The 22610-nt window shown below is 71.3% G+C and carries 20 protein-coding genes and 1 pseudogene; 8 read left to right on the top strand and 13 right to left on the bottom strand.

The window, feature by feature from the left end; genetic code table 11:
* Window positions 1-206 (bottom strand): annotated as a pseudogene (locus ACFY5C_RS37445) (hypothetical protein); the annotation flags it as partial.
* Between the two features lie 81 nt (window positions 207-287).
* Between ACFY5C_RS37445 and ACFY5C_RS37440 the strand changes: the two are divergent.
* Window positions 288-821 carry an RNA polymerase sigma factor gene (locus ACFY5C_RS37440; protein WP_389453560.1) on the top strand — a complete coding sequence of 178 codons (534 nt, stop codon included), beginning with the start codon at window positions 288-290 and terminating at the stop codon, window positions 819-821.
* Complete coding sequence (locus ACFY5C_RS37435) at window positions 814-1794, top strand: CU044_5270 family protein (RefSeq protein WP_389453557.1); 981 nt, start codon at window positions 814-816, stop codon at window positions 1792-1794. Before ACFY5C_RS37440 ends, ACFY5C_RS37435 begins: the two co-directional genes overlap by 8 nt.
* A gap of 233 nt (window positions 1795-2027) precedes the next feature.
* Here ACFY5C_RS37435 and ACFY5C_RS37430 read toward each other — a convergent pair whose 3' ends face one another.
* Genes ACFY5C_RS37430 through ACFY5C_RS37405 form a run of 6 tightly spaced genes read right to left on the bottom strand, consistent with a single transcriptional unit; the run spans window position 2028 to window position 8901 of the window.
* Window positions 2028-2393, bottom strand: a complete 366-nt coding sequence (locus ACFY5C_RS37430) for a nuclear transport factor 2 family protein (protein WP_389453554.1) — start codon at window positions 2391-2393, stop codon at window positions 2028-2030.
* A gap of 50 nt (window positions 2394-2443) precedes the next feature.
* Window positions 2444-3772, bottom strand: coding sequence for a type III PLP-dependent enzyme (locus ACFY5C_RS37425; protein ID WP_389453552.1), 1329 nt, complete (start codon window positions 3770-3772; stop codon window positions 2444-2446).
* The gene (locus ACFY5C_RS37420) at window positions 3769-5550 is read right to left on the bottom strand and encodes an IucA/IucC family protein (protein ID WP_389453549.1); all 1782 of its coding nucleotides are present in this window, start codon (window positions 5548-5550) and stop codon (window positions 3769-3771) included. The genes ACFY5C_RS37425 and ACFY5C_RS37420 overlap by 4 nt, the downstream gene beginning before the upstream one ends.
* Window positions 5550-6038 carry a hypothetical protein gene (locus tag ACFY5C_RS37415; RefSeq protein WP_389453546.1) on the bottom strand — a complete coding sequence of 163 codons (489 nt, stop codon included), beginning with the start codon at window positions 6036-6038 and terminating at the stop codon, window positions 5550-5552. The genes ACFY5C_RS37420 and ACFY5C_RS37415 overlap by 1 nt, the downstream gene beginning before the upstream one ends.
* The gene (locus ACFY5C_RS37410; protein ID WP_389453543.1) at window positions 6035-7729 is read right to left on the bottom strand and encodes an IucA/IucC family protein; all 1695 of its coding nucleotides are present in this window, start codon (window positions 7727-7729) and stop codon (window positions 6035-6037) included. The genes ACFY5C_RS37415 and ACFY5C_RS37410 overlap by 4 nt, the downstream gene beginning before the upstream one ends.
* Window positions 7726-8901 carry an acetyl-CoA carboxylase biotin carboxylase subunit family protein gene (locus ACFY5C_RS37405; RefSeq protein ID WP_389453540.1) on the bottom strand — a complete coding sequence of 392 codons (1176 nt, stop codon included), beginning with the start codon at window positions 8899-8901 and terminating at the stop codon, window positions 7726-7728. The genes ACFY5C_RS37410 and ACFY5C_RS37405 overlap by 4 nt, the downstream gene beginning before the upstream one ends.
* A gap of 382 nt (window positions 8902-9283) precedes the next feature.
* Between ACFY5C_RS37405 and ACFY5C_RS37400 the strand changes: the two genes are divergently transcribed.
* Window positions 9284-10129: a (2Fe-2S)-binding protein gene (locus tag ACFY5C_RS37400; protein ID WP_389453537.1), complete on the top strand. Its 846-nt coding sequence runs from the start codon at window positions 9284-9286 to the stop codon at window positions 10127-10129.
* A gap of 134 nt (window positions 10130-10263) precedes the next feature.
* Here ACFY5C_RS37400 and ACFY5C_RS37395 read toward each other — a convergent pair whose 3' ends face one another.
* On the bottom strand, window positions 10264-12018 hold the full coding sequence (locus ACFY5C_RS37395) for an ABC transporter ATP-binding protein (RefSeq protein WP_389453534.1): 1755 nt from the start codon (window positions 12016-12018) through the stop codon (window positions 10264-10266).
* An 860-nt stretch (window positions 12019-12878) separates the two neighbouring features.
* Here ACFY5C_RS37395 and ACFY5C_RS37390 point away from each other — a divergent pair.
* The 3 genes from ACFY5C_RS37390 (at window position 12879) to ACFY5C_RS37380 (ending at window position 15701) form a co-directional block, all read left to right on the top strand.
* Window positions 12879-13967 carry an S-(hydroxymethyl)mycothiol dehydrogenase gene (locus ACFY5C_RS37390; protein WP_389453531.1) on the top strand — a complete coding sequence of 363 codons (1089 nt, stop codon included), beginning with the start codon at window positions 12879-12881 and terminating at the stop codon, window positions 13965-13967.
* Window positions 13967-14596, top strand: coding sequence for an MBL fold metallo-hydrolase (locus ACFY5C_RS37385; protein WP_389453528.1), 630 nt, complete (start codon window positions 13967-13969; stop codon window positions 14594-14596). Before ACFY5C_RS37390 ends, ACFY5C_RS37385 begins: the two co-directional genes overlap by 1 nt.
* A 190-nt stretch (window positions 14597-14786) precedes the next feature.
* A complete protein-coding gene (locus ACFY5C_RS37380) occupies window positions 14787-15701 on the top strand; it encodes an SDR family oxidoreductase (protein ID WP_389453525.1) in 915 nt (304 codons plus the stop codon).
* Between the two features lie 42 nt (window positions 15702-15743).
* Here ACFY5C_RS37380 and ACFY5C_RS37375 read toward each other — a convergent pair whose 3' ends face one another.
* Window positions 15744-16292 carry a hypothetical protein gene (locus ACFY5C_RS37375; RefSeq protein WP_389453522.1) on the bottom strand — a complete coding sequence of 183 codons (549 nt, stop codon included), beginning with the start codon at window positions 16290-16292 and terminating at the stop codon, window positions 15744-15746.
* 50 nt (window positions 16293-16342) lie between these two features.
* Here ACFY5C_RS37375 and ACFY5C_RS37370 point away from each other — a divergent pair, with 50 nt between their 5' ends.
* Together ACFY5C_RS37370 and ACFY5C_RS37365 are read left to right on the top strand one after the other, a co-directional pair.
* Complete coding sequence (locus tag ACFY5C_RS37370) at window positions 16343-17140, top strand: SDR family NAD(P)-dependent oxidoreductase (protein ID WP_389453519.1); 798 nt, start codon at window positions 16343-16345, stop codon at window positions 17138-17140.
* 160 nt (window positions 17141-17300) lie between these two features.
* Window positions 17301-18002 carry a L,D-transpeptidase family protein gene (locus ACFY5C_RS37365; RefSeq protein ID WP_389453516.1) on the top strand — a complete coding sequence of 234 codons (702 nt, stop codon included), beginning with the start codon at window positions 17301-17303 and terminating at the stop codon, window positions 18000-18002.
* A gap of 42 nt (window positions 18003-18044) precedes the next feature.
* Here the strand turns inward: ACFY5C_RS37365 and ACFY5C_RS37360 are convergent, their stop codons facing one another.
* The 4 genes from ACFY5C_RS37360 to ACFY5C_RS37345 are packed head-to-tail and all read right to left on the bottom strand — an operon-like array spanning window position 18045 to window position 22523.
* Entirely contained in the window at window positions 18045-19247 is a 1203-nt protein-coding gene (locus ACFY5C_RS37360) for a Gfo/Idh/MocA family protein (protein WP_389453513.1), read from the bottom strand.
* A gap of 14 nt (window positions 19248-19261) precedes the next feature.
* Window positions 19262-20611 carry an ABC transporter substrate-binding protein gene (locus ACFY5C_RS37355; protein ID WP_389453510.1) on the bottom strand — a complete coding sequence of 450 codons (1350 nt, stop codon included), beginning with the start codon at window positions 20609-20611 and terminating at the stop codon, window positions 19262-19264.
* A gap of 10 nt (window positions 20612-20621) precedes the next feature.
* Window positions 20622-21539 carry a carbohydrate ABC transporter permease gene (locus ACFY5C_RS37350; protein ID WP_389453507.1) on the bottom strand — a complete coding sequence of 306 codons (918 nt, stop codon included), beginning with the start codon at window positions 21537-21539 and terminating at the stop codon, window positions 20622-20624.
* Window positions 21540-21557: 18 nt separating this feature from the next.
* On the bottom strand, window positions 21558-22523 hold the full coding sequence (locus tag ACFY5C_RS37345) for a carbohydrate ABC transporter permease (RefSeq protein ID WP_389453505.1): 966 nt from the start codon (window positions 22521-22523) through the stop codon (window positions 21558-21560).
* Window positions 22524-22610: the final 87 nt, after the last annotated feature.

Raw genomic sequence — 22610 nt, 5'->3', positions numbered from 1 at the left:
TCGTTCGACATGATCTGCAGACCCGGCCGGGCGAGCTCGGCGCGCATGAACAGCGCCATCACGCCACCGATCACGAAGAACGCGAACGACGTGACCAAATAGAGCGTTCCGATCGTCTTGTGGTCAGTGGTGGTCAGCCACTTGACGCCCCTGGTGCCTGTGACGTTTCTGATCCTCTTCACGCCCCGCCTGTGTCCGCGGCCCACCCGCACGTCACACTCGGGGGACGCGACAAGAATCACGGATACGGGTGTGACGATCCGGCCGGTGCCGGACACGAACGGAACATGAGCAACGACGAGATCTTCGCCGCTGCCTATCGCGAGCACTACTGGGCGGTCAGCCGCTACGTCGCGCGGCGACTGGACGGGCGTACGAGTGAGGTCGAGGAAGTGGTGGCGGAGGTGTTCACCGTCGCCTGGCGGCGCCGGGACGACCTCCCGGCCGCACCGCTGCCCTGGCTGTACGGCGTGGCACGCAACTGCCTGGCGAACGCGGTACGCGGCTACGGGCGCCGGCGCCGACTGGTCGACCGGCTCGGCAACGACGAGAGCGCGCACGGCCGGCACATCGTGGACAGCCCCGACGCGGAGGCGCCGGGCGCCTGGGTGCACGACGCCCTGCACCGGCTGTCCGAGGCCGACCAGGAGGTCCTGCGGCTGACGGCGTGGGAGGAACTGGGCGTCGAGGAGGTCGCCGTGGCACTGGGCTGCGGCAGGCGGGCCGCGGCCATGCGGCTGCACCGGGCCCGGCGCCGACTCAGAGCCGAGATCGACCGTATGAGCCCGACGACCGTGTCCAAGGAACGAAGCCATGGCTGACGAACTCGAACTGCTGCGCAGAGCCAACCCGGTACCGGTCGACGGCCCCCACTTCGGCGACGGCCCGCTGGACCATCACGCCGAACGCCGCCTCGACCGGCTGCTGCACGAACGCAGCACCACCGCCACCCCCCGCCGCCGCACCCGGCTGGCCTGGGGCCTCGCCGCCACGGCCGTCGTCGCCGCGCTCGTGTCGGCGCTGCTGTTCACCGGCCAGACGACGGCCCCTGCTGTCGCCGCACCGCGTCCCCTCGTCGTGCGGGCCGACTCCTCGCCCGTCCCCCTGAAGGAGTTGGCCGAACGCGCCGAGCGGGCGGCGGCGGATGACTCGCCCGCGCTGCGCAAGGGCACGCACGTACAGGCATGGAGCCTGGCCATGAGCGACAAGAAGCCGCCGATCACCCTCCCGATCGAGCGCATCGTGAGGTGGAACGGCGACGACAGCCACACGGAGATCGTCGTGGCGACCGACCCGCGTCACCCCGGCCGCCCGGTGCTGACCGACGAGGACGGCGAGCCGCGACCGGTCGAGGACGGTCACGTCCTCAGCAGGCAGACATACCCGCCCAGTTGGAGCGACGCCCCGCCGCAGTCGCCGCCTCCGACCGACGTCGCACGCCTGCGTGCCTACCTGCAGGAGACGGCGTACAGCAAGACCGCGCTGAGCACCGGCGAGCTGCTCGACGCCGTCGCGTCGCTGCTCGGCACCTGGACCCTCGGCGGTCGCGAGTCGGCGACGCTTGCGCAACTCCTCGCGGACACGGAGGGGCTCAGGCCCGTCGGTCAGGTGACGGACCGGCTCGGGCGGCGCGGACAGGCATACGTTCTGGACCGGCCCGGCATCCGCGAAATGCTGATCATGGACTCCGCCACCGGCGCCGTACTCGGGTTGGAGACGACCTTCAAGAAGGCCGAACCGGAGTACGGCGTCAAGGCCGGCGACGTGATGTCGTACAGCGCCTGGATGCGCTGATCACGACCGATGCCGGATACGCCGGGTACGGACAACACGCGGCGACGGAGGAAGCCGGCGAGGCCGCACCGCTCGCAGCGCCTTCCGTGCGAGAGCGGCGGACAGCAGGCGGCCCGCCGCGGAGACCGGCCATCGCCGCCCGGACCGGACCGGGCGTGACCGGCCCGCGGCGGCCCGTGCCGAGAAGGTCCAGCTCAGGCGTGAAGTGACCTGAACCTCCGGCAGCGTCCTCCCTACTCGTCCCATGCCTCGATGATGATCTGCCGGGCGATCCTGCCGTCCCGCAGCGTGAGCATCGACTCGGACATGACGCGCACACCGTCCGCGTACTCACAGGACTCGCTGTAGGCCGCGCGGTCGCCCTGGACCACGCATGCCTCCAGCTTGTGCGTCATGTCGCGGTTGTAGACATCGGTGAGCATGTCGGTGATCTCGCTACGGCCGTGCAGCACCTTCGGGTGGCTGGGCTGGGCGTTGCGGTTCACGACGCGTATCTCGGCGTCGTCCGTGTACAGCGACAAAAGCGTCTCCGGGCTCTGCCCTTCCACGGCCCGGCGCAGTGTCTCGGTGTCGAAAGACGGGCGTGCAGCGGTGCCCATGGTGACCTCCTCCGAGGCCCGCGGCAGGACGAGGAGCGGCCGCGACGGCCTCACCTCCGAGGCTCCTCCGCCCCGCCGGACTCGGCAAGCCCAGCCGAACCGGCATGCCCAGCCCGACCGGTCCACGCACCGGATTCCCCGTCCAGGAAGTGGAAGCCGGGCCGTGGGTGCATGAGGAAGTCGTGGTGGGAGATGTTCCACGCGTACGCCCCCGCCAGCGCGAACGCCACCCGGTCCCCGGCCCGTAGCCCCGGTGCCGGGACTCGGCGGGCCAGGACGTCCTTCGGGGTGCACAGCTGTCCCGCCAGCGTGATCCTCCCCGCGACCTCGGCCGGGCGGACTCCCGTCTCGCCTCGCGCGTCATCGGCGGCCGGCCGTGGCCAGGGGTGCGGCCAGGCCTCCACCGGCAGGACGGAGCACGGCTGGTCGTGCCCCTTGGTCGCCGGGGTCCGCAGATGGTGCGTGCCGCCCCGCACGACGGCGAACAGCTCGCCGTGACTGCGCTTCACGTCCAGCACCTCGCTGGCGTACCAGCCGCAGTACGCCGTGAGCGCCCGGCCGGGCTCGATGCGCAGGGTCAGGTCCGGGTGCCGCTCGGTGAGCCGGGCGAGCCCGATGCCGTACGTCTTCCAGTCGAAGCGCCGCTGCGGGGCGGCGTAGTCGACGTGCATGCCGCCGCCGACGTTCACTTCGGCGAGCCGGACACCGAGCCGGCCGCCGAGCGCTGTCGCCCACGCGACGACGGACTCGGCCACCGCCACCTGCTCCGGGGCTTCGAGCCCGCTGGCCAGGTGGGCGTGCACACCACGCAGTTCGAGTTGCGGGTACGTGCCGTCCGTCAGCGCGCCGATCACCGCTCCGGCTCGCTCGGGATCCATGCCGAACGGGGTCGGCCGGCCGCCCATCGCGAGCGCGCTGCCCGCCAACGCCCCGTCGGCCACCGGCAGGTTGACGCGCGGCAGCACCGCCACGCGCCGCCCACGCGTCACGCGCCGCGCCAACTCGGCCAGCATGCGCAACTCGTGGGCGCTCTCGACGTGGAAGCGCTCGACTCCCGCCTCCAGCGCGGCCGTCACCTCGTCCGGCGTCTTGCCGGGGCCACCGAAGGCGAGCGGACGGCCGGGCACCGCCTCGGCGACATGGGCGAGTTCGCCGCCCGAGGAAACCTCGTAGCCGTCGACGTGAGGACCGAGCGCGGCCAGGACCTCCGGCTCCGGGTTGGCCTTGGCGGCGTAGTACAGCTCGACCCGCTCGGGCAGCGCGTCGCGCACGGCGGCGGCGTGGGTACGCAGGGCCGTCATGTCGTAGACGTACGCGGGCAGTTCGGCGGAGGGCAGGGACAGGACGCGGTCGCGGACCGCGGGAGTGGGGTCGGTCATCGGGCAGCACTCCCGGTCGTTTCGCGCAGGATGTCCGCGGCGAGCGGCGACGGCAGCCGGACGTAGCCCGCCTCCCGGTCGGCCTTGCGCTCCCAGCGGGTGAGGAGGTTGGCCTTGGCGGGCAACGGCACCCCGGCAAGCAGTGCGGACAGCCGGGGTGTGCAGCCGAACCGTTCGGTGTACGCCCGGAGCGTGCCGCGCACCCGGCCCCACAGCGCGGCCTCCGCCTGCGGGTACAGATCGGCCAGCGCGGCCAGCAGCTCGGCGACGTGGTTGACCAGCAGGCAGTACACGACGCGGTCCCAGCCGCGCTGGGCGTCGTACGTCAGGGGACCCGCGACCTCGGGCGGCAGCGCGGCGAGGGCGTCCTCGTGGTGGTCGGGGAGCAGCTTGGTGCCCTCCAGGTCGCGGAAGAGCACCTGGGCGGGCCGGCCCTCGCCGTCGACGCAGATCAGGACGTTCTGCAGGTGGGGTTCCAGGACCAGCCCGTGGTCGAAGTAGGCGGCCAGCACGGGCGGCAGGAGAAGGTCCAGATACGTGGACCACCAGTCGAGGGCGGCCTGTTCGTCCGCCCCGGCGAGCAGGCGGGAGATGTGGGCGGGACCGGTCGGGTACTCGTCGGCGACGGCGGCCGCCAGCAGTGCCGTGGTGCCCGGGGCGAGCCGTCGCGGCAGGCCTTCGCGGACGATGACGCCGAAGCCCTCGAACAGTGCGCGGTCCGGCGTCCCGTCGGGGCCGGGGACGGCGAGCGTGCGATAGGCGGGCTCGCGCAGGACGGCGTTGCCGGGAAAGCGCTCGGCCAGGTCGGCGAGGGCGGGGGCCAGGACGCGGGTGAGGGCGACGGCACCGGACAGCTCGTAACTGCTGTTCTTGCGAAGGCAGTTGGTGATCCGCACGTTCAGGCTGAACTTCAGGAACGTCTCCCCGTCGTACAGCGTGCGCACCGATGCGGTGGCGGCGAACGGCCGTCCGCCCGGGCCGAGGTCGATGACGTCGCCGCGGTCCAGCGCGGCGCGCAGCAGCGGGTGCTCGCGGAGCGTCTCGTACTGCCAGGGGTGGGCGGGCAGCAGCCGGTAGCCGGCCGGCACGTCCGCGCGCTGCCGGTCCAGGGCGGCGACGGCCGGCGGGTCGGCGTACTCCTCGGCGACCAGACCGGCACGCACGGCGAGATGCCGCAGCGGGAAGGAGGCCCCGGCCTCCGGGGCGTACGCGGACCAGGCGCGCGGATCGCCCGTACGGGCCTTCGGGGTGGGGTGGAAGCGGTGGCCGAAGACGAGGGACTGCTCGGAGGCGAGGTACGCGGACAGCCGGCCGTCCGTCGGGTGGTGCGCCGAGGTGGTGGCGGCCAGGGCCGTGTCCACGGCATCGTGGCTGGAGGCGATCTGCTCCAGGAACTCCTCGTTGCGCACACCAGTGCGCAGCGACAACTCGTCGTGGGTGTACCCGGCGAGGCGCCGCCAGTCCACCTCGGCCCATGCGCCGTCCCGCTGCTCGCTCACCGGTCCGGTGAACCGGTGCGCCCCGAGCAGCGAGGTCCGGCGCAGGGCCACGCGCAGCAGGACCCCGCGGCGGGGCAGCCGCAGCAGCAGGCGGCCGTCCGTGACGACGCACTGGTGCTCGGGTCCGGACACCTCACGCAGCAGGCAGTTGAGGAGGGTGTGGGCCACGGCCTCGTCGGCGGTGGGCACACGGACGCGGGCGACGGGTGCACCGCCCCGCTCGGCGAGCGGCGTCGGGAGCTCGGAGGAGCTCCCGAGGGAGTCGGTCAGGGAGGGCATCAGCGGCTCCAGCGGGTGCGCAGGTGCAGTGTCGGGAGTAATGCGGCGCTGGCGGCGGCAGCGGCTCCGCCTGTCAGCGCGGGTGCGGCCGGCCCGTAGCGGGCGCTGCCGGCCGCCGCGGTCACGCCGGCGGCGACCGCGCCGGCCTTGGAGAAGAACTCCAGCGAACCGATCAGCTCGCCGGGCGCCCGGCCCTCGGCACCGGCGGCTGCCGGCGCCGACCGGCAGACCGGGCCGAGCGGGAGCCCAGCGCCCAGCGGCAGCCGTACGGCGATCAGTAGCAGCCGTACGGTGATCAGCACTGTCAGTGAGCCGGTGATCCCGTGTCCGGCGGTGCGCCGATCCGTCGGGACGGTCGGCTGATCAGTGCGGTGGGCAGGGTGTGGAACGGGAGCGGCGAACGACGCCACGAAACTGCAGCCCGCCACCGCGTGCATGTGCCCGCGCCCGCATCCCCGCCGCGGCATCCGCAGAGCTTGCGCGCTCATGCCGAACCCCCGTCACGCAGCAGGTAGTTGGGTCCCGTCGTGTAGTGCTTGTTGATGTCGGCGGCACCCGATCTCTCCTTGGACAGCAGCGTCCCGGCCGACACCATCGCTTTCACCGGCAGCTCAGCGGCCTCCAGCACACGCACGCGCAGTACTGCCGCCGCGTCGCCGCCGAGCCGGTCGACGCACTCCGTCAGCCGGTCACGTACGAGATCCAGCAGCGCGCGGCGGTACCGGGCCAGCCCGAACGCGTACGCGCCGGCGCACAGATGCACGGTGATCGTGGCGAACAGGTCGGCGAGCGGTCCGTCGTCCGTACCGAGGATCCGCGCGTCGTCGAAGTGCCACGGGCCGGGCATGACCGCGTCCAGCCGTTCGGTGTTGATGCGGGGACCGTCGTTGTCCTTGAACAGCAGGCGCAGGCTGCCCGGCCGCAGAACCAGCGAGACGTTCTGCTGGTGCGACTCCAGGGCGATGCCGTAGCCGAACAGCGTGGTCTGCCAGTCGAACAGCAGGGTGAGAGCCGCGTCCAGCAGGGCGAGCGGGTCGCCGCCGTGGAAACGGTCGGCGAGACCGTCGATCACCGGCCGTCCGTCGGGGGCCCGGGCGAGGAGCGCCGCCATCGGCACCACCACGGCGTCGTCGAGGCCGACCGGGTGGCGGCGGCACAGGACGGCGAGCAGCTCGTGCCCGGCATGCGCGTACGACGTCTCGTCGGCGTGCAGGATCGTGTCCCGGAAGCGTGGCTCACGGTCGATCACCGCCTCCAGCAGCCGCTGCCCGGCCGCACCGTCGACGAGCGTGCCGGGCTTGATGGTCCGTTTGTTGCGCAGCCCCAACATTGCGGTGGCCAGGGGGAGTTTGAGATGCACGCGGGGATCGGGCACCGTCGCGACCGTCCGCATGGACAGCGTCGGCACGACGTCCAGGTGAGCCCGTTCGGCGAGCACCATGCCGTGCGGGAGGTCGGCGGCGGCGCGCAGGGCGTCGACGGTCAGCGGGTGGACGGGCAGCAGCACGTGCGTGCCCTGCACCTCGGGCAGTCCGAGGCTCGCGGGTGTCGGCCAGCACGGTGGCAGCGCACCCGCCAGGGTGACCGCGTCCCGGGGCACGGCGATCCAGCGCAGCGCGAAGCGCGGGGAGAACTCCGGGGCGTACGCGCGCAGTTGTCTCTCGTCGAGCCCGGAGCGGCCGCGTGCCGTGGGGTAGACGGGATGGTCGTGACGAGCGGCGAGGGTGTCATACGCCAGACCACCGCCGAGTCCCGTCCCGTGCCGGAGGCTCTCCCCAACCCCCTCCATGGCATCCGCGTGCGTCACCGCGTGCAACCGCATCGTGGCCAGCGTCTGACGGCACTCCTCGGCGAAGGTGTCGAAGCCGCCCCGGTCCTCCGGTTCGGCGAGCTCCCGGAACACGCCGAGCACTGTGTCGTAGGACGTCAGCTCGGTGCCGTCCGACTCGCGGAGCAGGAGCGGCAGCCGGGCGGCGTACACGCACTGGTAGCCGTCCTCGGCGACCGGGAGCAACAGCGCGTCGCCGTCCGGTGTCGGCAGGCGCATCCAGTCCCCGTCCGGCCGGTGCACGAGCGCGCCGCGCGTGCGCAGCCCGACGACGTCCTCCCGCAGCAGCGCACTCAGCACGCGCGTCAGCAGCTGCGCCTCGCAGGTGTCCGGTACGGTCGGCGCGGTCACGGCTGGATCTCCCAGCGCCGCTCGGCCAGGAAGCCGGCCGCCACGCGGTCCACGGTCGGCTGGTCGGTGCCGGTGGCCCGCAGGACGCCGAGGTAGTCGCGGTTGGTGCGGTACAGCTCGCGCCGCTCGCCCACCGCGCGCAGCGGACGGTACGTCAGATGCACGCCGTCGATGTCGAGTTCCGCGGCGTCCGGGGCGCCGACGAGAGTGCCCTCGCGGTCGGCGCACGGGTACTCCAGGCGGGCCGCGCCGTCCCTCCGGGCGCCCAGGCCGGCCGGCAGCGGCTCGCCCAGGTGGGTGCGCAGGATGTGCTCGAAGAGCGGGATCTCCAGGAGGCGGGCCAGCAGCAGGTCGCACTGGTCGCCGATGGCACGGTAGTTGACCTCGATGATCCGCGCCCGCCCCTCGTGCACCACGAACTCGGTGTGACAGGCGCCGAACCCGACACCCAGTGCGTCCAGTTGCTCCAGAACCTGAGCGACGACCGGCTCGGGGTGGGCGGGGACGAAGGTGAGGCGTTCCTCGATGAAGTACGGCGGCGGTGACAGCTCGGTGTGGAAGCCGCCCAGGACATGGCGGACCTGCCCGTCACCGAGGGTCTCCAGGGTGAACAGCTCACCGGGCAGATACTCCTCGACGACCAGCACGGCGCCGGGACGGCGCTCCAGGACCGCCTTGGTGTGCGTCACCAGCTCCTGCGGGCCGTGCACGAGGACGACGTCCTCGCTGGCCACGCCCTCGCGCGGCTTGACCACGCACGGGTACGGCGTGTCGCCGGGCGCGACCGGCTCGGTCAGCTCGGCCGACCAGACGGTGTCCACGTCGGCCGCGGCGAGGCGGCGGCGCATCTCGGCCTTGTCCTTGCAGCGCAGGGTGGTCCGCCAGTCCTTGCGGGGGAGGTCGAAGTAGGCGGCGGTCAGGGCGGCCTGGGTCTGAAGGTGGTCACTGTTGGTGAAGACGGCGTCGGGCTTGTGACGGGTCGAGATGCGGGTGATCACGGCCCGGAAGTCACGGACGTCGCACTGGAGGATCTCGACGTCGGGGTAGGCGCGGCGGTGGGCCTCGGGCTGGTCGGTGAGGACGGTGACGTCCAGGCCCAGCCGGGCCGCGGCGGGCAGGAAGCCCTCGGTGACGGAGTCGGTGGGGTTGAGAGCGAGCAGGTACAGGCGCATGCCGGATGAACAACTTCCGCTAGCGGGTCGGGGGTTGAGGGCGGGCCGGGCGGCGGTCGGGCACGGTTCGCCCAGGAGGTCAGCGGCAGTCAGAGCCCCAGAGCGCCAGAGCGGCGAGGCCGGCATGGAAGGGCGGTACGTGCCCGAGGGCACGGAAGGGCGCACTGCTGGGTGCGCCCTGTTGGATCACAGTCACGAGGCGTGAGCTTAGGGTAGCCTTGCTTAAGACCTCAACCTGCCGTGTGATCACCGTGATGATCGCGGCAGGTGATCAGCCGCCGTGAAACCGCTTGCGAGCCCACCTGGCATTTTCCGCTTGATCGCGAGTGTAAGGTAAGCCTTACCTATCCGGCTTTGGCTGAGAATCCGCACGGGAGCACCGATGTCCGTGGCCCTGACGACCCCGCCGCCCGGCGCCGTCGCGCGTACGCTCCGTGACGCATATGCGCGGCTGACCGAACTCTGCGACGTCCTGTCCGTGCGGATCGCCGAGTGCGGTGCCGACGAGGCGAGAGCGGGAGTCTCGGCGGCGGAGCTGGTGAAGGACGAGGCCGTGCTCGACGCTTTCGTCGCGGCGGAGGCGGCGCGAATTCACGATCGTCACGGGACAGTTCCGCGTCGCGACGTCGCCGCCTCGCGCGCCCTGCACGACTACGCCTGGTCGGTCTCACTCCTCATGAGCGGCGTCTGGTACCTGGAACGCCGCGTGCCGCGGATCCGGCCCGAGGACCTGCGCCTGGACCTCGGCTCGGCCCGGTTCACCCTCACACCGGGGAGCGACCTCGCCTGCCTGGCCGACGACCGGACGGCCCTGCTGCCGGGCGTGCTGACGGTTCCTCATGAGGAGGCCCTGCGCGTCGAGTTGCGTGCTGCAGTCGCCGATCACATGGGGCCGCTCCTGGACGCGATGGGCCCCGTCACGCGCCGCCGCTCACGCGCCCTGTGGGGCATGGTCGCCGACGACCTGGTCTCGGGCATCTGGTACCTGGGCCGCACCCTCGGCCGCGAGGACGAGGCCGTCGAGGCGGCCACCCGGCTGCTGCCGACCGCGGTGGCCCCGTATCCCGACGGCGCCGACTTCCGTCACCTCACGACCGACGACGGGCGCCGGCACCCGACGCGCACCCGCACCGGGTGCTGCATGTACTACACGATCCGCCCGGCCGAGGCGTGCGGCACCTGCCCCCGCACCGGCGACGCGGAGCGGTTGCGCAGGCTCCAGGGCTGAACCTGCCGGGCATGGTGCCGGTCGGGCAATGGTGCCGGTCGGGCATGGTGCCGGCCCGGCACGTTACCGGCCGGGCACGGTACGCCCGGGCGTCGTCACTCGGCCGTCGGCCGGCTGCGGTGGGTCGGCTGTCGTCACTCGGCCGTCGCCAGGAACTGCGTCGCCGCCAACTCCGCGTACAGCGGGTCGGCCGCCACGAGTTCGCGATGCGTCCCCACCGCGCGCACCCGGCCCCCGTCCATCACGACGATCCGGTCGGCCATCGTCACCGTCGAGAGGCGATGCGCGACGACCAGAACCGTGGTCGTACGGGCCACATCGGCGACCGTGTCACGCAGCGCCGCCTCGTTCACCGCGTCCAGCTGCGAGGTGGCCTCGTCCAGGAGCAGCAGCCGGGGGCGGCGCAGCAGGGCGCGGGCGATGGCGACACGCTGGCGTTCGCCGCCGGACAGTTTGGTGCCCCGGTGACCGACGAGCGTGTCGATGCCGCCGGGCAGCCGGGCGACCAGGCCGTCGAGGCGGGTCGTCTTCAGTACGCGCGTGACGGCGGCGTCGTCCGCGTCGGGATTGCCCAGCAGCAGATTGTCCCGCAGCGAACCCGACAGGACCGGGGCGTCCTGCTCCACGTAACCGATCGCCGACCGGAGTTGAGGCAGTTCCCAGTCCGCCAGGTCCCGCCCGTCGAGCGTGATGGTGCCGGCCTCGGGGTCGTAGAACCGCTCGATGAGGGAGAAGACGGTGGTCTTGCCCGCGCCCGACGGCCCGACGAAGGCGGTCATGCCCTGCGCGGGCACGTCGAACGTCACCCCGTGGTGGACGTACGGCAGATCGTCGGCGTACCGGAAACGGACGTCCTCGAAGGCCAGCGCGGCGGGTTTTGCCCCGGCGGAGGGCAACGCGGCGGGCGCGGCGGCCGGTTCGGCGGGCAGTTGCAGCGCCTCCTGGATCCTGGCGAGCGCCGCCGCGCCGGTCTGGTACTGCGTGATCGCGCCGACGACCTGCTGGATCGGCGACATCAGATAGAAGACGTACAGCAGGAACGCGACCAGCGTGCCCACGTCGATCGCCCCGGTCGCCACCCGCGCCCCGCCCACCGCGAGCACCGTGATGAACGCTATCTGCATCGCGAGTCCGGCCGTGTTGCCCGCCGCTGCCGACCACTTGGCGGCCCGCACGCTCTGCCGCCACGACTCCTCGGCGGCCTCGTGCAGCGTCCGCTCCTCCCGGTGCTCGGCGCCGGACGCCTTCACCGTGCGCAGCGCGCCGAGGATCCGCTCCAGCGAGGCGCCCATCACCCCGACGGCGTCCTGTGCCTGCCGGCTGGCCCGGTTGATGCGCGGCACGATCACGCCGAGGATCGTGCCCGCGCCGAGGATCACAGCGAGGGTGACCAGCAGCAGCACCGGTTCGACCACACCCATCATCGCCACCGTCGCCACCAGCGTGAGCCCTCCGGTGCCGAGGCCCACGAGCGAGTCGGTCGTGACCTCGCGCAGCAGTGTCGTGTCCGAGGTGATGCGGGCCATCAGATCGCCCGGCTCACTGCGGTCCACGGCGGTGATGCGCAGCCTGAGCAGATACGACGACAGGGTGCGCCGCGCCCCGAGCACCACCGACTCGGCGGTGCGCTGCAGCACGTACGAACCGAGCGCGCCCACCGCCGCGTTGGCCACGACCAGCCCGGACATGATCACCAACGCCCCGGTGATGGCCCGGTCGTGGGAGAGGTCGTCGATCAACCCCTTTGCCACCAGCGGCAGGAGCAGCCCCGTGGCCCCGGTGACCAGCGACAGCACGGCACCCACCAGCAGGGTCCACCGGTGCGGGCGCACATAGCCCAGGAGCAGCCGCCAGGTGGGCGGGGTGGATTCGGTCGATGCGATGCTCACGGGGCTCCTCCGGAGTCGAACGGAGCCCTCAGGCTACGTCGGTCCGATCCCGCGGAGCCTGCCGATTTCGTGCCCGCGCGAGCGCCGGGGGCCGTTCGGCAACTTCGGGCAGGCCGCCGTCCCGCATGCCGCTCAGGACGTCGACGGCCCGAGCTCGACGCGGACCGTCACACCGTCACGGTGCCGTCGGCCGACCTCGTCCGCGAAACGGATCGGCGCCGCGTATCGCCTGCACCCGAAACCACTCCGGCGTCGCCGCCCCGCCCCCGAGCGGCTCGGTGGGGTGTCGGAGAGGAGGGGCAGGCGCGGGGCACACAGGTCGAGCGACTCCGGGGCCTGGCGGTGGTCGTTCAGCGGGGCGTCGAACTGGCGGGCGTGGGTGCCACGTCCAGGCGGAGCTCGTCGGTACGGCGACGCGCGGGCTGTACCACACGGCCACCGTCCGCCTCTTCGACGAGGTCGGCCTGGAAAGGCCGTCCCGCCGCCGACCACGCGGAGGTCGTGCTCGTCGAGCCCGGACTGCCCGGTCCCGTCCGCCCGGGACGTCGCCGAGACCCTGGTCCACGTCGCGCACCGACCGCTACCCCAGGGCGGCGGCGCCCACGGCCTGGATGAGGACGCTCATGCCCCTGGACCAGGACGCCCTCGGCCTGGACGACGGCGCCCTGGCCCGGGCAGGCAGTCCGGGACGTCCTCAGGTGACCGGCTCCCGACCGCGCCGCTCAAGATCGACGCGGGCCGCTTGGGGCCCGGAGGAGGGCGACTGCCTGGCCGGATGACGTCTGTCGCACCCCCTTACCGATCAGTCACAACTAGGGTCGGCAGTGGACGAGGACCCGCCGAGGGAAGGGTGGAGCACCATGGCGCAGGAAGTACGCGGCGTGATCGCACCGGGCAAGGACGAGGCCGTGCGCGTGGAGACGATCGTCGTGCCGGACCCGGGGCCGGGCGAAGCCGTCGTACAGGTCCAGGCCTGCGGCGTCTGTCACACCGACCTGCACTACAAACAGGGCGGCATCAGTGACGACTTCCCCTTCCTGCTGGGCCACGAGGCGGCCGGCGTGGTGGAGTCGGTCGGCGAGGGCGTCACGGACGTCGCGCCCGGCGACTTCGTGATCCTCAACTGGCGTGCGGTGTGCGGCCAGTGCCGGGCCTGTCTGCGCGGCCGGCCCTGGTACTGCTTCGCCACCCACAACGCGACGCAGAAGATGACGCTCGCCTCGGACGGCCGGAAACTCTCCCCGGCGCTCGGCATCGGAGCCTTCGCCGAGAAGACTCTGGTCGCCTCGGGGCAGTGCACCAAGGTCGACCCGGCGGTCACCCCGCAGGTGGCCGGCCTGCTGGGCTGCGGTGTGATGGCCGGCATCGGCGCCGCGATCAACACCGGCAACGTCGGCCGGGGCGACACCGTCGCGGTGATCGGCTGCGGCGGCGTCGGGGACGCGGCGATCGCCGGGTCGAACCTGGCGGGCGCGGCGCGGATCATCGCCGTGGACATCGACGACCGCAAGCTCGACAAGGCCCGCACGATGGGCGCCACCCACACCGTCAACTCGCGCGAGACCGACCCGGTGGAGGCGATCCGTGAACTGACCGGTGGGTTCGGCGCGGATGTCGTCATCGAGGCGGTCGGCCGTCCCGAGACCTACAAGCAGGCCTTCTACGCCCGCGACCTCGCCGGCACGGTCGTCCTCGTCGGCGTGCCCACCCCGGAGATGAAGCTGGAGCTGCCGTTGCTGGACGTCTTCGGACGTGGCGGCGCCCTGAAGTCGTCCTGGTACGGCGACTGCCTGCCCTCCCGCGACTTCCCGATGCTGATCGACCTGCACCTCCAGGGCCGTCTGGACCTGGACGCGTTCGTCACCGAGACCATCCAGCTCGACGAGGTGGAGAAGGCGTTCGAGCGAATGCACCACGGCGACGTCCTCCGCTCGGTGGTGATGCTCTGATGACCGCCCGCATCGAACGCCTCGTCACGTCCGGCCAGTTCAGGCTCGACGGCGGCACCTGGGACGTCGACAACAACGTGTGGCTCGTCGGCGACGACCACGAGGTGATCGTCATCGACGCCGCCCACGACGCCGACGCCATCGTCAAGGCCGTCGGCGGCCGCCGCCTCACCGCGATCGTGTGCACCCACGCCCACAACGACCACATCGACGCCGCGCCCGCCCTCGCCGACCGCACCGGCGCCACCATCTGGCTCCACCCCGACGACCTGCCGCTGTGGAAGCAGACCCACCCGGACCGCGACCCCGACGCCCACCTCGTGGACGGGCAGATCATCGAGGGCCCCGGCGTCGACCTGACGGTCCTGCACACCCCCGGGCACGCGCCGGGCGCGGTGTGCCTGTACGACCCCGGTCTGGGCGTCGTCTTCACCGGCGACACCCTCTTCAAGGGCGGCCCCGGCGCCACCGGCCGTTCCTACTCCCACTTCCCGACGATCATCGACTCGATCCGCACCCGCCTGCTCGCCCTCCCGCCCGAGACCAAGGTCCTCACCGGCCACGGCGACGGGACCACCATCGGCGCGGAGGCACCCCAGCTTCAGGAGTGGATCGACCGCGGCCACTGAGGCCGCGTCCGACTCGACGCACTCGACGCACTCGACGCGCCCGACGCGCGCGCCTGCGCCCGGCCGGGTGACCCCACGGCAGGACCGGAGCAGGACCGGCAAAAGACGACAGAAGATGTCCGGCTTACCCGGCACCCTCGAAGACGACACCGCTCGCAGAGGCCGGGCGCACAGGGTCGGGAGGCCGGACATGTCACAGCCGTTGAAGGACAAGGTCGCACTCGTCGCAGGCGCGACACGGGGCGCCGGACGCGGCATCGCCGTGGAGCTCGGGGCGGCCGGCGCCACCGTCTACGTGACCGGACGCAGCACGCGCACCCGGCGCTCCGAGTACGACCGCCCCGAGACGATCGAGGACACCGCGGACCTCGTCACCGAAGCGGGCGGGCACGGCGTCGCCGTACCCACCGATCACCTCGACCCCGCCCAGGTCCGCGTCCTCGTGGACCGCATCGCGGACGAACAGGGCCGCCTCGACGTCCTCGTCAACGACGTCTGGGGCGGCGAGAAGCTCTTCGCCTGGGACAGCCCCGTCTGGGAGCACGACCTCGACAAGGGCCTCAGGCTGCTCCGGCTCGGGGTCGAGACGCACGCGATCACCAGCCACCACGCCCTGCCCCTGCTCCTGCGCCACCCCGGCGGACTGGTCGTCGAGATGACCGACGGCACGGCCGAGTACAACGGCGCCAACTACCGCACTTCCTTCTTCTACGACCTCGCCAAGGCATCCGTCCTGCGCATGGCCTTCTCCCTCGGCCATGAACTGGGACCGCGCGGCGCCACCGCTGTCGCGCTCACCCCGGGCTGGCTGCGCTCGGAGATGATGCTCGACGCGTTCGAGGTGCGCGAGGACAACTGGCGCGACGCCCTCGAACGCGTCCCGCACTTCGCCATCTCCGAGACCCCGCGCTACGTGGGCCGCGCCGTCGCCGCCCTCGCCGCCGACCCCGACGTGGCCCGCTGGAACGGCGAGTCCCTCTCCAGCGGGCAGCTCGCGCCGGTCTACGGCTTCACGGACCTCGACGGCAGCCGCCCCGACGCCTGGCGGTACCTCGTGGAGGTCCAGGACGCGGACAAGCCGGCGGACACGACCGGCTACCGCTGACCGCTACAGCAACCCGCTACCGCTGACCGCTACAGCAACCCGCTACCGCTGAGGGGGCAGCGGGTTCATGGCCGGGAGCGGCCAGCGCGCCGAGTGGCCCGGCGGCAGGCCCAGATCGTCGCGTACGGCCGCGTAGTAGCCCTCACGTCCGGCGCGCTGCCGCTCCAGCAGCGCCTGCCAGGCCGCACGGTCGTCCCGGCCCTCCCGCACGAACCGTTCCATCTCCATCGCCGCCACGACCCAGACCCGCGCCTTCTCCACCACCTCGCGGCTGCCCAGCATGAGCAGCGCCTCACCCGAGGGGTCCCGGCGCAGGCTCGCCTCGGCCAGCAGCGGCTGCGCCTCTTCGAGACTCAGGGGATCCGGGTACGGATCGACGCCCGCCCGCGCCGCGACCCGGTACGTCACCGTGACCGTCTTCTTCACCGACTGCGCGTACTCGGCGTACACCGTGAGCCGCCGCTCCTCCCAACGCGCCGTCTGCTCCCGCCGGAACCTCATCCGGTCGCCCCGCACGACCGCCATGTACGAACCGAGCGCGCCGATCACGACGCCTATGAGCGCGGGGAGTTGCTGAATGAACACGGACATGGACGCACGCTATCTGCCCGGATGATCCTTCCGGCACTACGGTTCGGGTCATGACGGACACAACGCGCTTCGCAGGTCACGGAGTTCTGATCACCGGCGCGGCCCGCGGCATCGGCGCGGCTACCGCCCGCCGGTTCGCCGAGGAGGGGGCCCGCGTCCTTGTCACGGACGTGGACGGGGCCGAGGCCGAGCGGTCCGCGGCGAGACTGCGGGAGAAGGGGCTCGCGGCCGAGGCTTCGGCATGCGATGTCGCCGACCTCGCGTCCGTCGAGGCGGCCGTCGCCCTCGCCGTCGGCGCGTTCGGCTCGCTCGACGTCCTGGTCAACAGCGCGGCCTCCTGCTCACCCGACACCGCGCTCTTCGAGGACGGCCCGGACGAGGCATGGGCCCGCGACCTCGACGTCACCCTGACCGGCACGTACCGCTGCTGCCGTGCCGCACTTCCGCACCTGGCCGCCACCGGCCGCGGAGCCATCGTGAACATCGGCTCCGTCAACGGCCTGCAGGACTTCGGCAATCATGCCTACAGCGCCGCCAAGGCCGGCCTCGGCTCCCTCACCCGCACCCTCGCCGGGCACGCCGCCGCCCGCTCGGTCCGCGTCAACCTGGTGACGCCGGGCACAGTGCGGACCTCGGCCTGGGAGGGACGGGAGGCGGAACTCGACGCGATCCGCCCGCTGTACCCGCTGGGCCGGGTCGGCGAGCCCGAGGACATCGCCGCCGCGGTCGCCTTCCTGGCGTCCCGCGACGCCGCCTGGATCACCGGCGCCACCCTCACCGTCGACGGCGGCCTCACCGCGGTCAACACCGGGTTCCGGGCAGCCGTGCGCCGGCCGGGCGACGCCTGAAACTCCTCGCTCACCGAGTGAGCCAGGCCACATGGGTCACATTCAGGCCTGGCGAAATTTCACCGTTCGGTCACAGCCCGGCGCGCGCCACAACCGAAGCCCCCGTACAGCGGTCTACCTGGCAGAAGTCCACAGGAACACCCAAGGGAGAGGCCCGGCCATGGGGGACATACGCAGACGGCGTGCCGTCGCACTCGGCATCACCGCAGGACTCGTCGCACCGCTCGCGCTGACGCTCACCGCCGCGCCGGCGCAGGCGGCTCCGAGCTGCACGACGCAGGCCGGCCCGTATCAGAAGAAGGTGGAGAAGTTCCTCGGCCGGCCGGTCGACGGCAGGCAGTCCAGCGCCGACTGCAAGGCCATCCAGGCCTTCCAGACCAAGCACGGCATCACCCCGAACGCCGGCTATGCGGGCCCCGTCACGTGGGGCGTGATGGACCTGATGAACAAGCAGAAGGCCGTAGGCACGAACCCCAACAAGGACGGCAAGTGCCCCGTCGACAAGGGCCGCATCGCCTGCGTGAACCTCTCGCTCCAGCTGAGCTGGATCCAGGACGGGAAGAAGCTGGTGTACGGCCCGGTGCCGGTCCGCACCGGCCGTAACGGCTACGAGACCCGCACCGGCCTGAAGAAGATCTACTGGCGGAACATCGACCACGTGTCGACCATCTACGACGTGCCGATGCCGTACTCCCAGTTCTTCGACGGCGGCCAGGCCTTCCACTCGGTCGGCGTCAGCATGTGGAACCCGCCCGGCTCGCACGGCTGCGTCAACATGACCAAGACCGACGCGAAGAAGTACTGGTCGCTGCTGAAGAACGGCGACGACGTCTACGTGTACGGCCGCAAGCCGGGCACCTGACGGACGGCAGGCACCCGGCTCGCGAGCGGACGGGGAGAAACGTCACGCCTCCGGCGCGTCCCCGAAGTCCGGGATCTCCAGCCTGGCCCCGCCCTGCCGCGCGGACTCGTGCGCGACGATGCCCGGCAGGGTGTAGCGAGCGGCCACCCACGCGTTCACGGAGGGCAGCGTGCGGGTGTTGACCGCGGTCACGAAGTCGTCCACCAGGAAGTGATGGCTGCCCTCGTGGCCGTTGTGCAGGTTGTCGAACGACCGCGGCAGCCGGGCGCGGTCGTGCACCGGCGCCGACCCCGAGGTGAAGGCCGCCCGCAGCTCCGGCGCGATGTGCTGGAGCGACGGGTCGTCGGGGGACATGGTGGGCTTGGGCTCCAGCAGCTCACTGATGTCCTTGACGCCCTTTTTGTCCTGCCAGAGGGCCACGGTGGCGAGCTGCTCCATGCTCGCCTCGGTACCGAAGAAACGGAACCGCGACTCCCGTATGTGCGAGGGGTAGCCGACCCGCCGGAACTCGTTCGTACGGAACGAGCCACCGCCCGCGACCTCGAACAGCGCGGTCGCGTTGGACACGTCGTTGCCGAACTGGCTGACGCTCTTGTCGAAGACCCCGTCACCCCGGTCGTCCACGACCCCGATCGCCGAGACGCTCACCGCGTGCGTCCGCCAGGCCCCCAGCACACCGCCCACCGCGTGCGTCGGGTACAGCAGCGGGGGATAGGAGGCGGTCGCCTTCCAGTTCTCGCCGCCGCTGTACTGGTACGCCTCGTAGAACCCCAGGTCCATGTCGTGGACGTAGTCACCCTCGGCGTAGAAGAGCCGGCCGAAGGCGCCCTCGGCGATCTGGTTGCGCGCGTGCACGGTCGCCGGGTTGTACTCGCTGGTCTCGCCCATCATGTAGGTCAGGCCGGTCGCCTTGACCGCGTCGATGATCGCCGCGATCTCCTCCGTGGTGATCGCCATGGGGACCGCGGAGTAGACGTGCTTGCCGGCGTTGAGGCCCTGGAGCACCAGCGGCCCGTGAGTCCAGCGCTGGGTGAAGATGGCGACCGCGTCGACGGCCGCCGACTCCAGCATCGCCTCGTACGAGGGGAAGGTGCCGGCCAGTCCCTGTGCGTCGGCGAGCTGCTCGGCCCGCTCGGGCAGCAGATCGGTGACGTACACGTCGCTGACACCGGGGTGGGCCTGGAACAGCGTGGCGAACTGGCCGGAGAACTGGCCGGCGCCGACGATGCCGAGGGAGAACGTCATGGAGTGTGTGCCTTTCACTGGCCGAGGATGAAGTTGATCTGGTCGTTGGTCCTGGTCAGGCCGCTCGCCGGGGCGTCGTTGGCGTAGACGTCCTGCATCGCGGGGCGCATCAGGGAGTACACGTCCGCCGCGTAGTCGGTGATCGGGAAGGAGAAGGTGGTGGAGTTCTGCCTGTCGGTGACCGGTTCGGTGAACGCGGACACGTCGATGCCTTTCTTCTCGTACGCGGCCACGGCCGCGTCGGTGCCGTCAGGGGTCGCGGGGAAGACGATGCCGTAGCCGCCCACGGCCTTCTGGCACTCGTTCGAAGCGAGATACCGCACCCACTTCTTCGCGCCCTCCTTGTTGCGGGCGTTCTTGGTGATCGAGTCGGCGAGGCCGTTCATCATGGTGGCCCGCTTGCCGGTGGGGCCGGTCGGCGTGGGTGCGGTGCCGACGTCGAGATCCTTGGTGCCGTAGTAGGTGGAGATCATCCAGGCGCCGTCCAGGGCGGTCGCCGCCTTGCCGGAGGCGACCTGGGCGGTGGCCGGGTTGGCGCCGTCGGTGTAGTCGGTGAAGGGCGCGAGGTAGCCCTTCTTCGCCAGGCCGAAGTACCAGTCGACCACCGACTGGAAGGTCTTGCTGTCGTACTGGTACTTGGTGCCCCAGCGCGCCTGGTCCGTGTAGCGCCAGCCCGCCGAGGCGGCGAACGGGCTCCAGGTGGTCTGCCCGTCGGCGTCGCCCGCGCCGCCGGTGGCCATCCCGTACACCTTGACGTTGTTCTTGTCGAAGCCCTTCTCGTCGCCGCGCCTGCCGTTCTTGTCGACGGTCAGATGCGCGATGGTCTTCTCGAAGGTGCCGCCGTCCTTCGGGTTCCAGGACAGGCCGTCGAGCCCGTCGGCGGTGAGCCCGGCCTCCTTGACCATCTTCTTGTTGTAGAAGAGGGCGACGGTGTCCCAGTCCTTGGGTGCGCCGTAGCGATGACCGTCCTGGCCCTTCCAGTTGGCGGCCAGCCCGGCCTGGTAGGCGGAGTCGTCGATCCCGAGGTCGTCCAGCGGCTCGAGCACGTTCAGGTCGGCGAACTGCCCGAACTTCTGGATGTGGTCGGTGAACACGTCCGGCTCGGTGCCCGCGATGAAGCTCGCGGTGAGCTTGGTCCAGTAGTCGGCCCAGCCCATCTGTGTGATCTTCACGTTCAGGCCCGGATTCTGCTTCTCGAACCCCTTCGCACAGGCCTGGTAGGCGGGCAGCTGGTTGGCGTCCCACAGCCAGTACGTCACGGTGTTCCCGCCCGACCCGGCCGCGCCGCCCTGTGCGCAGCCGGTGGCCAGGGACAGCGCCATCGCCCCGGTCAAGGCCAGGATCGTACGCATCCGAACTCGCATCGCTGTCCCCTTACTTGATGCCGGTGAAGCTGATGGAGCTGACGATGCGCCGTGCGAAGCAGCCGAACAGCACGAGCATCGGAAGGGCGGCGATCAGCGTGGCCGCCATCAGGCCGGACCAGTCGTAGCCCGCCTGCGGGGTCTGTGCCCGGAAGATGGCGAGCGCGACGGTGAGCACGCGCGAGCTGTCGCTGTAGGACACCATCAACGGCCAGAAGTAGTCGTTCCAGGCGGTGATGTACGTCAGCAGCCCCAGCGTGAGGATCGGTGTGGACGCCATCGGCAGCATCACCCGGAAGAAGATCCGGATCTTCCCGGCCCCGTCGAGCAGGGCGGCCTCCTCCACCTCCCGCGGCACGTTCATGAAGAACTGCCGCAGGAAGAACACCGCGAACGGCGTCATGAACATCGTCGGCAGCGCCACCCCCAACAGGTTGTCCACCAGGCCGAGTTGCTTGATCAGCACGAAGTTGGGCAGCAGCGTGAAGATCGCCGGCACCATCAGCCCGGCCAGGAACAGCCCGAACACCTGCTCCCGCCCCCGCCAGCGCAGCCGCGCGAAGGCGTACGCGGCCATGGCGGAGAAGAAGATCTGGCAGACGGTGATCAGGGTCGAGACGATCACCGAATTGATCAGATAGCGCCAGAACTTGAGCCCGCCGCCCGAACCGCCCTGGGCGATCGCCTCCTCGGCCGACTGCAGACCGAGCGCCCGCTCGAAGCCTCCGGTCGTCGGATCCACGGGCAGCAGATCGCCGGGATGGGCGGCGAGCGCGGTGTTCGAGGACAGCGCGGTGCGCAGGATCCAGTAGAACGGCAACAGCGTGATGAGCACGACGGCGGCCATCACCGCCCAGGCCACGGCCCGTCCGAAGGAGGGCCTGCGCCTGACGCGCCGTACGGTCGTGGTGTCTGCCACGGCAGCCATGTCGGTGTCTCCCTTCCCTCAGCCGAGGTCGCTCTGGCCGGCCCGGGTGAGCCGGTACTGCAGGACGGTGATCGCGCTCAGCACGACCAGCAGGGCCACCGACATCGCCGAGGCGTACCCGAACTGGAAGCGGCCGAAGGCGGCGCCGTAGATGTAGTACTGCAGGACGTTCGTGGCGTTCGCCGGTCCGCCCGCGGTCGTCACGGCGACCGTGTCGAACACCTGGAACGAACCGATCACCGTCATGATCAGAACGACCGCCAGGACCGGTCGCAGCAACGGCATCGTGATGCGCCAGAACATGCGCCACTCGCTCGCACCGTCGACCCTCGCGGCCTCGTACATGTCGTTGGGGATCGCCATCAGACCGGCGAACAGCAGCAGCGCGGTGTACCCGACGTGCCGCCACACGTTGATCAGGGCGATCGTCGGGATCGCCCAGGTCTCGTCCGCGAGGAACGGGATGCGGTCGGCGCCGATCCCCGCGATGATCTCGTTGCCGATGCCCAGCTGGGTGTCCAGCATCCAGAGCCAGACGATGCCCGCCACGACGTTCGACATCAGATACGGCGTGAGCACGATCCCGCGCAGCACGGCCGACTGGGTCAGCCGTTGCAGCAGTACGGCGATGGCGAGCGCCGACACCGTCTGGACGCCGATGTTGATGACCACGTACTCGACGGTGACCCCGAGCGATTCCCAGAAGATCGGGTCGTGGACCATCCGCACGTAGTTGTCCAGGCCCACCCACTCCGCGGGCGTGAGCAGGTTGAAGCGGGTGAAGCTCAGGTAGATGCCCCGCAGCGTCGGCCAGAGCAGGAAGAGCAGGAAGCCCAGCATCGCCGGAGCGATGAACACCGCGGCGAGCCGCCCGTCCCCCTCGTTCTCGCGGGAGCGCGCCTGACGCGTCCTCGACTTGGTCCCTGTTCCCTCGCGGCCACCCAGCGGCAGGCGCGAAGGAGGGCTGCTGGAGGCGATGGTCATCAGGAGACTCCCTCGTCTGCGGCTCGTCCTCGGCGCCACTTACTTTTGCCGCGGAAGAATCCAGCCGTCAAGGGGTGTGCAAACATC

The sequence above is a fragment of the Streptomyces sp. NPDC012935 genome, from assembly GCF_042900345.1.
In the GTDB taxonomy this organism is placed as follows: Bacteria; Actinomycetota; Actinomycetes; order Streptomycetales; family Streptomycetaceae; genus Streptomyces.
Note: the sequence above shows the minus strand (reverse complement) of the source record. Positions and strands in the feature narration are given on the sequence as shown.

Bases quoted from the DNA above. Each gene is read 5' to 3' on its own strand.
- ACFY5C_RS37440 (WP_389453560.1), top strand. From the start codon at position 288: ATGAGCAACGACGAGATCTTCGCCGCTGCCTATCGCGAGCACTACTGG.
- ACFY5C_RS37435 (WP_389453557.1), top strand. From the start codon at position 814: ATGGCTGACGAACTCGAACTGCTGCGCAGAGCCAACCCGGTACCGGTC.
- ACFY5C_RS37430 (WP_389453554.1), bottom strand. From the start codon at position 2,393: ATGGGCACCGCTGCACGCCCGTCTTTCGACACCGAGACACTGCGCCGG.
- ACFY5C_RS37425 (WP_389453552.1), bottom strand. From the start codon at position 3,772: ATGACCGACCCCACTCCCGCGGTCCGCGACCGCGTCCTGTCCCTGCCC.
- ACFY5C_RS37420 (WP_389453549.1), bottom strand. From the start codon at position 5,550: ATGCCCTCCCTGACCGACTCCCTCGGGAGCTCCTCCGAGCTCCCGACG.
- ACFY5C_RS37415 (WP_389453546.1), bottom strand. From the start codon at position 6,038: ATGAGCGCGCAAGCTCTGCGGATGCCGCGGCGGGGATGCGGGCGCGGG.
- ACFY5C_RS37405 (WP_389453540.1), bottom strand. From the start codon at position 8,901: ATGCGCCTGTACCTGCTCGCTCTCAACCCCACCGACTCCGTCACCGAG.
- ACFY5C_RS37400 (WP_389453537.1), top strand. From the start codon at position 9,284: ATGTCCGTGGCCCTGACGACCCCGCCGCCCGGCGCCGTCGCGCGTACG.
- ACFY5C_RS37390 (WP_389453531.1), top strand. From the start codon at position 12,879: ATGGCGCAGGAAGTACGCGGCGTGATCGCACCGGGCAAGGACGAGGCC.
- ACFY5C_RS37385 (WP_389453528.1), top strand. From the start codon at position 13,967: ATGACCGCCCGCATCGAACGCCTCGTCACGTCCGGCCAGTTCAGGCTC.
- ACFY5C_RS37380 (WP_389453525.1), top strand. From the start codon at position 14,787: ATGTCACAGCCGTTGAAGGACAAGGTCGCACTCGTCGCAGGCGCGACA.
- ACFY5C_RS37375 (WP_389453522.1), bottom strand. From the start codon at position 16,292: ATGTCCGTGTTCATTCAGCAACTCCCCGCGCTCATAGGCGTCGTGATC.
- ACFY5C_RS37370 (WP_389453519.1), top strand. From the start codon at position 16,343: ATGACGGACACAACGCGCTTCGCAGGTCACGGAGTTCTGATCACCGGC.
- ACFY5C_RS37365 (WP_389453516.1), top strand. From the start codon at position 17,301: ATGGGGGACATACGCAGACGGCGTGCCGTCGCACTCGGCATCACCGCA.
- ACFY5C_RS37360 (WP_389453513.1), bottom strand. From the start codon at position 19,247: ATGACGTTCTCCCTCGGCATCGTCGGCGCCGGCCAGTTCTCCGGCCAG.
- ACFY5C_RS37355 (WP_389453510.1), bottom strand. From the start codon at position 20,611: ATGCGAGTTCGGATGCGTACGATCCTGGCCTTGACCGGGGCGATGGCG.
- ACFY5C_RS37350 (WP_389453507.1), bottom strand. From the start codon at position 21,539: ATGGCTGCCGTGGCAGACACCACGACCGTACGGCGCGTCAGGCGCAGG.
- ACFY5C_RS37345 (WP_389453505.1), bottom strand. From the start codon at position 22,523: ATGACCATCGCCTCCAGCAGCCCTCCTTCGCGCCTGCCGCTGGGTGGC.